Below are 12,671 nucleotides of genomic sequence, written 5' to 3'. Positions count from 1 at the left end.
AGTATGAAGACGAAAATGATATTTATGCTGATTAATATGAATATCGGCGGTACAGAAAAAGCATTGCTAAATATGATAGCAGAAATGCCTGAACAAAAATATGATATTACTATTCTAATGCTGGAGAAATATGGAGGTTTTTTAAACGCAATCCCAAGTCATGTCAACGTAGAATATGTGACTGAATATCCTGCAGTAAAAGGGATGCTTACTAATCCGCCGAAGCAGACTATATGGAACCTTATGAAAAACGGCAGGCTTATCAGAGCAATGAATTTCTCGCTGATATATGGACTGTCCCGACTCTTGAAAAATAAGAGTATTTTCTTGAAGTATATGCTAAGAAATGTGGCGGATATAAAAGATGAATATGATGCAGCAGCGGCTTATGCTGGTCCGATGGATCTCATAAGCTATTTTGTTATTCACAAAATAAAAGCAGAAAAAAAGCTGCAGTGGATTCATTTTGATGTGACAAAGATAGATTTCGATGTACAGTTTTCCAAAAGATTATACCCAAGGTTTGACAGAATTTATACTGTTTCAAATGAGGGGAGGGATCGGTTGATTCGTGTACTGCCTGAATTACAGAGTAATATAGCGTTTTATCCTAATAGAATATCTTCTGATTTGATCTTACGAATGGCAGAAGAAGACAGGGGCTTTGATGATGCCTTTGATGGAATAAGAATATTAACTATCGGCCGGTTAAGTAAAGAAAAAGGGCAGGATCTTGTTATTCCGGTATTAGCAAAACTGAGAGAAAAAGGATATAAAGTCAGATGGTACTGCGTTGGCGAGGGTAATAGCAGGTCTGAATATGAATACCTTATTAAACGTTTTGATGTAGAGAAAGATTTTATTTTATTAGGTGCACATGCAAATCCTTATCCTTTTTTTAAGCAATGTGATATCTATGTTCAGCCGTCCCGGCATGAAGGATTCTGTATAACGCTGGGAGAAGCTAAGGTCTTTAAGAAGCCCATTATTACTACTAACTTCACAGGTGCACATGAACAAATGGATGGAATAGATACTGGTGTTGTAGTTGAAGCTGATGGACGGGAAATATATCAGGCAATTACTCATTTCATAAATAATAGATTAAGAAACAAAGTTGAAAAAAACCATATAGAACCGCTTTTTAGTGAGGTGAGAAAAGATGCGTAAAAAAATATTGATTGTAACACAAAAAATGATAATGGGCGGAATCGAAAAGGCATTAATTGCTATGCTGAATAACATGCAGGTAAAAGATTACGATGTGACAGTAAAGCTGGTCGCAGAGGATGGAGAGCTTTATGGGGAAATTCCGGATTTTGTGAGCGTAGAAAATATATTTGGAGCTAAGGAAACGGCATTGGAGAAAATGTTAGATTATACAAAAAAAGGGGATATTAAAACCGCTTTTAAAACCGGTTTATACACGAAATTGATACAGCATACGAAGTCTAATTATAAGCAGAACAAGTATTATTCCAGGATGGTCCCAAGAGATGAAACAGTTTACGATATTGCTATAGCCTACCATAGTCCGGTCACACTTCCTACCCTTTATGTGATGAATAATATTAAAGCAAAAAAGAAAGTCATCTGGATTCATTGTGATGTCTCTTATTACGAGGAGGGAATGCGGAAACATGGCGAGAAGTTTTATGACAGATTCGATTGCATATTTTGTGTTTCCAAATACGCTGTGACAAGGTTTATTGAAATATTCCCTAATCTGAAAGATAAAACATTTCCATTTTATAATATTATCGAAAAGAACAAACTGGAAATCTTGTCGGAGCAGGAAGAAGGCTATCATGATAAGTTTGAAGGAATCCGCATTCTGACAGTTGGCAGACTGTCAGAAGAGAAGGGGCAGGATATTATACCGGAAATTCTCTCAAAATTATTATTGAAAGGATACCCTGTCCGCTGGTATTTAATAGGTGATGGTGTTCTCAGAGAGAAGATGGAGACAATGATCAAAGAATATCATTTAGAAAATAATCTGTGTTTACTGGGTACGATAAAAAATCCCTATCCGTATATAAAGGAATGTGATATTTATATTCAGCCATCCCGACATGAATCCTATGCTCTCACCGTTGCAGAGGCAAGAGTGCTGCACAAACCGATCATTACAACAAATACCGGTGCAGCCGAACAAATCAGCCATGGAGAAACAGGACTAATCGTAAATTTTGAGAAGGAACAGATTTATAATGCCATCCTGCGATTACTAAGCGATAAAAGCTTAAGAGGGAAATTTAGCAGTAATCTGGCGGAGCAAGCTGCAGATACAACGATAGAGATGGAAAAGCTTTATAACATGGTGGAAGGGATCCAATAATCTGTCTTAAAAACTTCTAAAAGAGGATGTTCAAAAAGTCCAATAAAGATGACATGGCGAATTTCTGCGTTGACGAATATTTTACAATACTCACGTATTATAAAGCATACGCTCCGTTTGAAAAATATTCGTCGCCTTGAACTTCTTGGTCCTATTTACCGGACATTTTGAACACTCATTAAAATTAAAAAGGTGAGGAAATGGCGAATAATGTTCATAAACTACTAAGACTTTTTTCAAAAAGAGAAAAGCAGAAACTAATCATTTTACTTATTATGATGATTGTCGCAGCAGTATTTGAAACCATCAGTATAGGCATCATTGTTCCCTTTGTTGGAATTGTTGTAAATCCAAAAGTGATCCAGGAGCAGCCTGTCCTTGAAAATGTATACGACTGGTTTAACTTCCAGACAGTAAACGCCTTTATCATATTTGCAGTAGTCATCTTATTAGCGGTATTTATCGTTAAAAATGTGTATTTACTTATTTTTAATTACACTCAAATTACAGTGACATTGAATCAAAAAGTAAGATTATCCCGGGATTTATTTCAGGCGTATTTAACCAAGCCCTACACCTTTCATCTACAGAAAAACACGGCTGATCTTTTGAGAAATGTAAACGAAGAAGTAGCAAAAGTCTTCAATGGAATAATGATTTCCGGATTTCAATTATTAACGGAGATTCTGGTAATCCTGTTTATTGCAGCACTATTGTTAATAACATCCCCGTTGGCAACCGCAGCAGCAGCTGTCTTATTAGGGGGAAGTGTCTGCCTGTTTTTTATCAGCTATCGTAAAAAAATCAGTTATCTCGGGGAAGAACATCAAGAGGTAACCGGAAAAATGATAAAGTGGGTAAATCAGGGGCTTGGAGCCAGTAAAGAAGTAAAGGTTTCCGGGAGAGAGCATTTTTTTATAAAGGAATATACGGAGCACAGTCAAGTTCAAGCAAATAATACAAAATACTTAAAAATGCTGGAAATTGTTCCTAGATACTTTATCGAAACAATGCTGGTGGCAATCGTTCTAATAACAGCACTGATCATTATTCTTCAGGGGACAAATTTATCTCATTTTATTTCAACAATGGCATTATTTGCTATGGCAGCATTTCGGCTGATGCCTTCTATAAACCGTGTTGTTTCATTGATTACGATAATGCGGTACAGTATGCCGGCTTTACACATTGTGTATGATGATTTATTTATGAATAAAGATGTTCTGTTATCCAGTCAAAATGATATGGAAATGAGCCGGGGAGAAAAAATATTTCACAACACCATTCAAATGGATGAAGTATCTTTCAAGTATCCAAATCAAAATAAGTATGCTGTTCAAGACGTTTCTTTATCGATTCCTATTGGGAAATCAGTTGCGTTTGTCGGAGAATCAGGAGCCGGTAAAACAACGATTGTTGATATTATATTAGGCTTGTTCCCGCCTGAAAAGGGGAGTATTTTAGTTGATGGTATAGATCTATTGGAGCAGCGATCTTTATGGCAGGAGAAGATTGGGTATATCCCGCAGGCTATTTTTCTTTCGGATGATTCTATCCGCAGAAATGTTGCTTTTGGATTAAATGATGATCAAATTGAGGATGAAGAGGTTTGGAGAGCTTTAGAGCAGGCCCAGTTAAAGAAATTTGTAGAAGAGCTTCCAAACCGGCTTGATACACCGGTTGGCGAAAGAGGAGTTAAATTATCAGGGGGGCAGCGCCAGCGAATCGGCATTGCAAGATCGTTATACCATAATCCGGAGATATTATTTATGGATGAGGCAACTTCTGCATTAGATAATAAAACGGAAAAAGAAATTATGAATGCGTTCAATAAACTGAAAGGAAATAAGACTTTAATTATCATAGCACATCGATTAAGTACCATTGAAAATTGTGACATTGTCTACAGGATAAACAACGGCAGGTTAGTATCGGTAAATAATAAGCTGAATCAATCCATTATGTAAGGTATGAGCTTTTAAAGGAGGACAGGGGAGTGGAAGTTATTCTGCATAAAGATGAGGATGCAGTGGAAAGATTATTTTCTGAATGCAGTATTTTTAACGAGAAAACTCATGAATTTACCATTTTCCAGGAGGGCAGCTGGATGAAAAACTGGTGGGAATATCAAAAAAACTGCAAAACAATACATCCTTATATGATAGAAGTTAAAGAAGGAATGAATACCATAGCGATTGTCCCTCTTTACAGTTATAAAGCAACCTGGAGCTTTACTGTCATCCGGCCAATTGGATTAGGGGCGGCAGATTATTTAGTACCAGTTATTTCAAAAAAATATGATATGGAAGAGATCTTTAACCTGATAATAAAGAAGCTTATAGAGGACAGGAGAAAGTGGGACTGTATAGTATGGTCAGACTTACCCGGAGATTCCATATATAATAAAATCTTTTCTGATAGTTTACTAGATGGTTTTAAAATGATAGAGAAAGTAAAGACGGTAGATTGTCCTTATATCATACTTGATCAAAATATGGAACAGGAGAAGTTTGGACTAAATAACAAGTATGTTAAGAAAATACTTTTTAAACAAAGAAAGCTAATCAGACAAAAAGGGGAATACCTTTATCAAAGAGTAAGAAGAGAAACAGATATAGAACCTGTGATGAATAAATTATTTGAGCTGCATCAGAGAAGATGGAATGGTACGGAAACTCCCAGTAAATATAATAATCGGAAAGAGAGGGAGTACGCACTATTAACTGCAAAGAATCTTTTTCAGAACGAATTATTACATCTTTCTTATTTGGAAATAAATAAGCAAATTATTGCAGTACATTTCGGCATGACCGATGGAAATAGATTCTATTTTTATATTCCAAGCTTTGATACTGAATTTGGAAAGTATTCAGCAGGTCAGCTATTAATTTATCATCTTATCCTTGATGCCGGTAAAGAAGGATGTCAGCATTTCGATTTCTTAAAGGGAGAGGAAGCCTATAAATACAAATGGGGAGCAGTCAATAGACAGAATGTAGAATATACATTCACCAATAAAACATTAAAGTCACAGTTTTTCCATTTTTTATTTCGAATAAATAAATCCCGTTTATTTCATGTTTACTTGCGGAAAATTGCAGAAAGACTATTAATCAGAAAGACTTCATAAGATTCACAGAAACAACGAATAAAGGTTGGATGGTGATTATTTTGGCTGTTATAAATATCAGGAGCATGATTTTTAAAGGTATTAAAAGGACACTTGGTGAGGAGAGAACAATTAAACTTATTGAATATACACGGGGATTGTATAGATATCCCGAAAAAATGATGGGGAGAGCATTACCGGATAATACAACAACAAAAGCGGATATACTTGTTTTTGCAGCACATCCTGATGATGAGGTTCTGGGTTTAACTTCCGTTTTATACGATCATCAGCAAAAGGGTGAGAAATCCGTCATAACATATGTGACGAATGGATCCGGGTTAATTGGCGAGAGCTGGCGGATGAATAAAGCCTTTTCAAAAGATAGAGCGGAGGAGAGATATAGAGAAGGCCTGCACGGATTATCACTATTAAATATACCAAGAGAAAATATACATTGTCTTGGATTTCCTGATGCTGGAACACATCGCTATTTAAGGGAAATAGCGAAGGATGTTCTTTTTTTAATGGAAAAATACCAGCCCAAAAAAGTTTATGTTCACTGTGTGGAGGGGGGACACAATGATCATGATATAACAAGCTATGTTGTTAAATCCGTTTGTAAGCAGCTGGACTTTTCTAATGTATTTGAGTGGGCAGAATACAACGAGCTGCAGCCCCTTGGTACAGAGAATATTCATTTTAGGAACTCCAAATCAGCTAATACTGAGGAAACTATAATGAAGCTATCAGACAATCAGTACAAGATAAAGAAACAAATGCTGGCTTGTCATCAATCGCAGGATGTTGCTAAATATTATTTAATGGGAGAAGCCATCCGAAAGGCGGATTTAGATGATTTGGAAAAAGAAATATTAACGTATTCAAATTTCCAGGAAGCAAGAATCAAGCCATTTATTAATCGGCATTCTAAGTTTATTAAACATGTTCAAATAAAGGAGTCTTCTATTCACAGCAAGCATCATTATTCAAAAAATAAAATGAAAAAATTGATGAATGGGAGGTGATTTTTCTGGGAGCTATTGCTGGAATTTATCCGTTTTACAATAAACAGGTACAGGGAAATCATATATATATAATGATGAAGGAATTGCAACGGTTCCTTGGGGATGATACGGTACTGTGGCAGCAGGAAAATATTTTTCTCGGCTGTCATACCCGGCAGATAACGCCTGCGCCAGCGGAGGAAATTTTACCTTATTATGATAAGGAGAAACAACTGGCAATTACTGCTGATGCAGGGATAGATAATCGCAATGAATTATTTGACAGGCTAGAAATGGATCGTTCCAGGAATCAGGCTCTGCCGGACAGCCAGTTAATATTGCTTGGTTATCAAAAATGGGGAGAAGCATTACCGGAATATCTGGCAGGTGATTTTGCATTTATGATTTGGGACGGAAAATATCAGAAACTTTTCGGTGCGAGAGATTACTCGGGGGCAAGGACGCTTTATTATTTTCATAATCAAGAGCATTTTGCATTTTGTACATTAATACAGCCGCTATTATCATTGCCATATGTAGAGAAGCGCTTCAATGAGGTTTGGATTGCAGACTTTTTCCTGGCTGACCCGGATAGAGTTGATCATATGAACCCGATGACTACCATTTATAAAAGTATCACGCAGGTACCTCCATCACATTCTATTTCTGTTTGCGGCAGCACAGTTAAAATCAAAAGATACGATCAATTTATCAACAAATAGAAGTGTTTTAGATGCTGCAGCTGATTAGGAAGAAGTCTATGAATATTAAATAATTTTCAAAAAAATCAGGAATAAGTATTGAATTATTATTTGAAATGATGTATGTTCTTTATATAGAACAATAACATATTTACTTTCTTTTTTTAAAATGACTATCTAAATAAACTGCTCTTAATTAATAGCAGAATTTAGTTTTTTTTAAAACTTGTTGTTCTTTAATAAGAACAATCGGATAATCCTATATATTGGAGAAGATATGATGAGTGCAATTGCTGGAATTTATCACGTGAAAGATACTGTTCCGCAACAATTTGGACGGCAGATGATGCTGGCATTAAGGAAGTTTCCGGCTGATGATATACAAATCTGGAGTAAGAAAAATGTGTTTTTAGGCTGTCATGCGCAGTGGATTACGCCTGAATCAATTCATGAACAGCTTCCTTTTTATGATGAGACAAGACAACTGGCAATTACGTCAGATGCAATCATCGATAATCGGGATGATCTATTTGATAGATTGGGAGTTCATATGGGAGAAAGAAAAGGGATGCCGGATAGCCAATTGATATTACTTGCTTACACAAAATGGGGCGGGGAGGTTCCTAAATATTTGGTTGGCGATTTTGCCTTTATGATTTGGGATGAAAAAAATCAAAAGATATTTGGGGCAAGAGATTTTTCTGGTTCAAGGTCACTCTACTATTTCTCTGATGACCAGCGATTCGCATTTTGTACAGTTATGGAGCCGCTGTTAAAGCTGCCATATGTTAACAGACAATTAAATGAGGAATGGCTGGCTGAGTATTTAGCAATATCGACCTTTATAGATGCCATTGATGTATCAAGAACAATTATAAAGGATATTCAGCAGATCCCGCCATCTCATACGATTACTGTAGCTGATGGAAGGGTGAAGCTTTCGAAATATCAGGTGCTGTCATTTAATGACAAAATCAGATTCAAGAAAGACGATGAATATGTGGAGGGTTTCCGTGATATATTCCAGAAAGCAGTTGATTCGAGATTGCGTACATTTAAATCTGTCGGTTCTCAGCTGAGTGGCGGCCTTGATTCTGGCTCTGTTGTCAGTTTTGCTGCAAAAACGCTGCGAAAGCAAAATAAAAAATTACATACCTACAGTTCAATCCCGGCTGCAGATTTTAATGACTATACACCAGGAAACTATTTGCCGGATGAACGTCCATATATTCATGCATCGGTTGATTATGTAGGGAATATTGAAGATCATTATTTAAGTCTGGATAGTAAAAATCCATACCATGATATAGATGACTGGCTGGATATTATGGAAACACCTTATAAGTTTTTTGAGAATTCATTTTGGATGAAGGGGATTTTTGAACAGGCCGCCAAGGATAACGTCGGAGTTTTGTTAAGCGGTGCCAGAGGGAATTTTACAATATCCTGGGGACCGGCAATGCAATATTATGGACACTTATTAAAGAAAATGAAGTGGGTTCGTTTTGCCCGTGAATTTACACCTTACAGCAGAAACATCGGGGTGGGCAGAAAGAAGCTGTTATCGCTTATAAGTAAACAGGCATTTCCGTTTTTAAACAAGGAAGAAGATAATCCATTTCCAATGCTTGTGAATCCTGATTTTGCTAATAAAATGAATGTGTTTGAAAAAATTCAAAAGTATGGTATTGGGGCTGATGGGCTAACTGAACTTACCATTTTAAATCAAAGAACCTACCTGATTGATAATGAATTTATTTGGAATTCTAATGGAGTAGCATTTTCAAAGCTATCCCTGCAGTATGGGGTATTGATGCGTGACCCGACAAATGATGTCCGGGTAATTAAATATTGTATGTCCCTGCCATTAGATCAATTCATAAATAACGGAATGGACCGGGCGCTAATCAGAAATGCAACAAAAGGATATTTGCCTGATAAAGTGCGGTTAAACCAAACGAAATATGGTGTCCAGGCAGCAGATTGGCTTCACCGCATGATATCCTGTTGGCCGGATTTTATTAATGAGGTGAAGGAGCTTTTAAATGATAAGAATATAACACAATATTTGAATACAGATTCAATCAGAAACGCCCTGTCAGCAGCTATGGAAGAACCAAAGGGAGCTTTTGCTTTTAAACCTGAGCTCAGGTTGCTAATGCGTAGTATCATCGTTTATCGATTTCTGAAAACATTTGACCTTAAAGGAGGTGATACAAATGAAAAAGCATTGGAAAGAACCAAAATTGGAATTATTGGATATTAAAGAAACAATGGCGAAATGGACAGGTGATTCTTGGGATGGATTTTTTATTGGCAGACATAATAAACCTGATCCGAATCCGGGAGAAGACATAAGTTAAGCAGTACATTGAGAGAATTTTACAAGATCAACATGTTCTTCATCCAAAGATAGATACTTAAACCTGAATCGCAGTGCTCTTCGAATAGTTGCAGCCGGTAGATTATTGGCCCTTATACCATCCTGTTTGTATAAGGGCTCATTTTTTCTTGTTTCCTGTATTCCACCTCTCTGCAATAGCCTGTTTATTATAAAAAGAAGGTGATTAATAGATGTTTGAAACTTCAAAAATTCATTCCTATCGAGCATTTGGATTAAATATTTTAAGTGATTTCCCATTACCAGAATTAATACCTGTCAGCTGCGAAAATTTTGATGAAGCAGATTTAACAATAAAGGAAACCAATTTATCTTCCTTATGGTCAAAGCTTGCCGAACCAGATGCTTACTACTACATAAAAAAGAATTTTTGCATGATTAAAGTTCCGGGTGTGGCCATTTATAGAATTGAAGATGGAAGGACTATTTCATTCTCAGCAATAGAGGGTTCAAACAATAATCAAATCCGGCTTTACATGCTTGGAACATGTTTGGGTGTTTTGCTCATGCAAAGAAAAACATTGCCGATACACGGAAGCTGCATTGTCATTAATGAGAAAGCCTATGCTGTTGTGGGAGATTCCGGTGCAGGAAAATCAACACTCGCCTCCGCATTTTTAAATCGCGGCTTTCCATTACTGACAGACGACATTATGGTAGTGACACTATCTGAAGATAATATTCCGCTAGCTATACCTTCTTATCCGCAGCAAAAATTATGGCAGGAAAGCTTAGATCACTTTGGTATGGAGTCTAATCAATTTAAACCAATCTATAATAGAGAAACAAAATTTAATATACCGGTTAATGACCATTTTGTTGATAGACCAATACCTTTAGCCGGGATTTTTGTATTAAGTGAAGCTAATCAAAATGATATTGAAATAGCATCCATCCCAAAATTAGCACGTTTCCCTGTCCTGTTTCATAATACCTATCGTAATTTTATGATAAACCGTTCGGAATTATTGGATTGGCACTTTGCATTTTCGGCTAATTTGGCGAATAATCTTGATTTTTATCGAATCATACGTCCTGTCTCACGATTTACAGCCAATGAATTAGTGGACTATATTCTGAGATTAATTACGAAGGATACTAATTTAAATGATAAAAAAGCAGCTCCAATCTATCAAAAGGGAGAGATAGTAATATGAATAAGACGATTTCAAACAACGATATTGTAAGTCAATTAGAGGGATTGATTGTCAGCGATATGGACGGGGAAAAGGTCATGTTAAGTATTGAGAATGGAAAGTACTACAATCTTGGTGAAACAGGAGGAGAGATTTGGGATTGTATGAAAGAGCCTATCTCTATCCAGGATCTTATTCAATCATTAGTTAAGGAATATGATGTGAGAGAGTATGAATGCAGTGAACAGGTACTCAGATTCATAGATCGTTTAGCAGAAGAAGGCTTAGTGAAAGTAGAGTTTGTTTAAAAAAGGGGGAGCGGGATGAGAAGAGTGAAATTATTTCTGTCTTTAAATAAGAGAATGAGACACCTTCTATTTGAAGCATTTATTTATCTTGCTTTAGCTCGTCTTATCAAAGCGATGTCCTTTTCAAAAATGGCACCTTCATTAGGTGAAAAAATGAAAGAAACTTCGACAGATCTAAACCCTGAATACAAAAAGACATTGATGGGGATATCACAGGCTATCCATATTATGAGCAAGTATACGTTTTGGGAGAGTGAGTGTCTTGTTAAGGGAATCGCTGCTTTGAAAATGTTAGAAAAGCGGGATATAGAGAGTACACTTTACTTAGGAATGACAAAAGATAAGGATGGAAAGTTAATTGCTCACGCATGGCTGCGCAGTGGTCCATTCTTTGTAACAGGAGTAGAAGGGGCGGAACGATTTACAGTTGTCAGCAAGTTTGCAAAGAAAATAGATACGAAGGATAAAAGGTGAAATGAATGATAAATAAACATCAATTGGACCTGAGTAATATACCTGAGGAATTACAGCTCATCATTGAATTATTAAAGCATGAGCATCTTGACAGACATTTGAAAGATTTAGAGGCTTTCACTGATATTAATTGGGATGCTTTTATTGATTTAGCAATCCATCACCGTATTTATCCGATACTTTATCCGAAATTGAAAAAAATGGGTGAAGGTATTATTCCTTCATTGGTTTTAGAAAGATTTTCTTATCTGTATAGAAGAAATACAATGAAAATGCTTTTCTTAAGCTCAGAAATGCAGCAGGTCAGCAAGCTGTTTTTAGACAATCACATATACCTTCTTTTTTTAAAAGGACCTGTATTGGCTCAAGCGTTGTATGGTGATATTTCACTCCGAACCTCCAGGGATCTGGATGTTCTTATTCCGATAGAAAAACTGGATGATGCGGAGCAACTGCTATTAGCGCAAGGCTATGAAAAGGAATATGAGATAAATAAAGAATTAAATGAATGGAAGTGGAGACATCGTCATGTCAACTATTATCATCCGCAAAAGAAAATCACTATAGAAATTCATTGGAGACTGAATACCGGTCCGGCGAAAGAGCCGAATTTTAATGAATTGTGGGAACGGAGAACACAGAGCACAGTGCCGGGGCATGAAGTCTATATGCTAAATGGCGAGGATCTCTTTTTATATCTTAATATTCATGGAGCACAGCATGGATGGTCACGATTGCGCTGGTTATTTGATATCCATCAATTAATGGATAAAGATTTGAACTGGAACAGGATATATAAACGATTAAAACGCTTTGGTTACCTTCAGGTTGGCGGACAAGGTCTGGTGCTTGTGTCTGAATTATTTAATAGAGAGCTTTCCAGTGAAATGAAGCAGTATTTAGTGAATAATCGTTCCGAAAAATTGGCTGCAAAATCCATTTTTTATTTGGAATCTATGATTAATATATATACGTTACCAGTACCTGAAAATGTTATGAAGTATCATAAAAAATATTTAACGGACTTAATGTCGGTGGAGCAGAGAATTCTTTTTACTTTAAGTTTGCTGTATCCATATCCGGATGACGTGAAAATTTTGCCATTACCAAAAACGCTCCATTTTCTCTATTTTCCGCTTCGTCCATTTCTCTGGGCATGGCGAAAAAGAAGAAAGCATGCACTATCATAAGGAG

The 12,671-nt window shown here is 36.4% G+C and carries 12 protein-coding genes; all 12 read left to right on the top strand.

Annotation, left to right across the window (positions count from 1 at the left end; translation table 11 throughout):
• Positions 1-3 precede the first annotated feature (3 nt).
• The 12 genes from IEX29_RS27135 to IEX29_RS17945 all read left to right on the top strand — a co-directional run bounded on the left by IEX29_RS27135 (position 4) and on the right by IEX29_RS17945 (position 12,667).
• On the top strand, positions 4-1,170 hold the full coding sequence (locus tag IEX29_RS27135; RefSeq protein WP_188735873.1) for a glycosyltransferase: 1,167 nt from the start codon (positions 4-6) through the stop codon (positions 1,168-1,170).
• Positions 1,163-2,341: a glycosyltransferase gene (locus IEX29_RS17995; protein ID WP_188735871.1), complete on the top strand. Its 1,179-nt coding sequence runs from the start codon at positions 1,163-1,165 to the stop codon at positions 2,339-2,341. The genes IEX29_RS27135 and IEX29_RS17995 overlap by 8 nt, the downstream gene beginning before the upstream one ends.
• Before the next feature lie 200 nt (positions 2,342-2,541).
• Positions 2,542-4,308 carry an ABC transporter ATP-binding protein gene (locus IEX29_RS17990; protein WP_188735869.1) on the top strand — a complete coding sequence of 589 codons (1,767 nt, stop codon included), beginning with the start codon at positions 2,542-2,544 and terminating at the stop codon, positions 4,306-4,308.
• A 29-nt stretch (positions 4,309-4,337) separates the two neighbouring features.
• Positions 4,338-5,471: a GNAT family N-acetyltransferase gene (locus tag IEX29_RS17985; protein ID WP_188735868.1), complete on the top strand. Its 1,134-nt coding sequence runs from the start codon at positions 4,338-4,340 to the stop codon at positions 5,469-5,471.
• A gap of 65 nt (positions 5,472-5,536) precedes the next feature.
• Positions 5,537-6,478, top strand: a complete 942-nt coding sequence (locus tag IEX29_RS17980; protein WP_188735866.1) for a PIG-L deacetylase family protein — start codon at positions 5,537-5,539, stop codon at positions 6,476-6,478.
• Complete coding sequence (locus IEX29_RS17975; RefSeq protein WP_505762183.1) at positions 6,475-7,179, top strand: hypothetical protein; 705 nt, start codon at positions 6,475-6,477, stop codon at positions 7,177-7,179. Before IEX29_RS17980 ends, IEX29_RS17975 begins: the two co-directional genes overlap by 4 nt.
• A 259-nt stretch (positions 7,180-7,438) precedes the next feature.
• A complete protein-coding gene (locus IEX29_RS17970) occupies positions 7,439-9,424 on the top strand; it encodes an asparagine synthase-related protein (protein ID WP_188736059.1) in 1,986 nt (661 codons plus the stop codon).
• Positions 9,378-9,521: a paeninodin family lasso peptide gene (locus IEX29_RS17965; RefSeq protein WP_188735862.1), complete on the top strand. Its 144-nt coding sequence runs from the start codon at positions 9,378-9,380 to the stop codon at positions 9,519-9,521. The genes IEX29_RS17970 and IEX29_RS17965 overlap by 47 nt, the downstream gene beginning before the upstream one ends.
• A 211-nt stretch (positions 9,522-9,732) precedes the next feature.
• The gene (locus IEX29_RS17960; RefSeq protein WP_188735860.1) at positions 9,733-10,716 is read left to right on the top strand and encodes a phosphoenolpyruvate carboxykinase (ATP); all 984 of its coding nucleotides are present in this window, start codon (positions 9,733-9,735) and stop codon (positions 10,714-10,716) included.
• The gene (locus IEX29_RS17955) at positions 10,713-11,003 is read left to right on the top strand and encodes a lasso peptide biosynthesis PqqD family chaperone (RefSeq protein ID WP_188735858.1); all 291 of its coding nucleotides are present in this window, start codon (positions 10,713-10,715) and stop codon (positions 11,001-11,003) included. The genes IEX29_RS17960 and IEX29_RS17955 overlap by 4 nt, the downstream gene beginning before the upstream one ends.
• A 15-nt stretch (positions 11,004-11,018) precedes the next feature.
• Positions 11,019-11,477 (top strand): lasso peptide biosynthesis B2 protein, encoded by a 459-nt coding sequence (locus IEX29_RS17950; protein ID WP_188735855.1) that lies wholly within the window; start codon positions 11,019-11,021, stop codon positions 11,475-11,477.
• Between the two features lie 5 nt (positions 11,478-11,482).
• Complete coding sequence (locus tag IEX29_RS17945) at positions 11,483-12,667, top strand: nucleotidyltransferase domain-containing protein (protein ID WP_188735853.1); 1,185 nt, start codon at positions 11,483-11,485, stop codon at positions 12,665-12,667.
• Positions 12,668-12,671: the final 4 nt, after the last annotated feature.

This window comes from Oceanobacillus neutriphilus, from assembly GCF_014645515.1.
Lineage (GTDB): Bacteria > Bacillota > Bacilli > Bacillales > Amphibacillaceae > Oceanobacillus > Oceanobacillus neutriphilus.
This window is presented reverse-complemented; position numbering and strand designations above follow the sequence as displayed.

Excerpts from the sequence above, each read along its gene's own strand:
- IEX29_RS27135 (WP_188735873.1), top strand. The coding sequence starts at position 4 with ATGAAGACGAAAATGATATTTATGCTGATTAATATGAATATCGGCGGT.
- IEX29_RS17995 (WP_188735871.1), top strand. The coding sequence starts at position 1,163 with ATGCGTAAAAAAATATTGATTGTAACACAAAAAATGATAATGGGCGGA.
- IEX29_RS17990 (WP_188735869.1), top strand. The coding sequence starts at position 2,542 with ATGGCGAATAATGTTCATAAACTACTAAGACTTTTTTCAAAAAGAGAA.
- IEX29_RS17980 (WP_188735866.1), top strand. The coding sequence starts at position 5,537 with ATGATTTTTAAAGGTATTAAAAGGACACTTGGTGAGGAGAGAACAATT.
- IEX29_RS17970 (WP_188736059.1), top strand. The coding sequence starts at position 7,439 with ATGAGTGCAATTGCTGGAATTTATCACGTGAAAGATACTGTTCCGCAA.
- IEX29_RS17965 (WP_188735862.1), top strand. The coding sequence starts at position 9,378 with ATGAAAAAGCATTGGAAAGAACCAAAATTGGAATTATTGGATATTAAA.
- IEX29_RS17960 (WP_188735860.1), top strand. The coding sequence starts at position 9,733 with ATGTTTGAAACTTCAAAAATTCATTCCTATCGAGCATTTGGATTAAAT.
- IEX29_RS17955 (WP_188735858.1), top strand. The coding sequence starts at position 10,713 with ATGAATAAGACGATTTCAAACAACGATATTGTAAGTCAATTAGAGGGA.
- IEX29_RS17950 (WP_188735855.1), top strand. The coding sequence starts at position 11,019 with ATGAGAAGAGTGAAATTATTTCTGTCTTTAAATAAGAGAATGAGACAC.
- IEX29_RS17945 (WP_188735853.1), top strand. The coding sequence starts at position 11,483 with ATGATAAATAAACATCAATTGGACCTGAGTAATATACCTGAGGAATTA.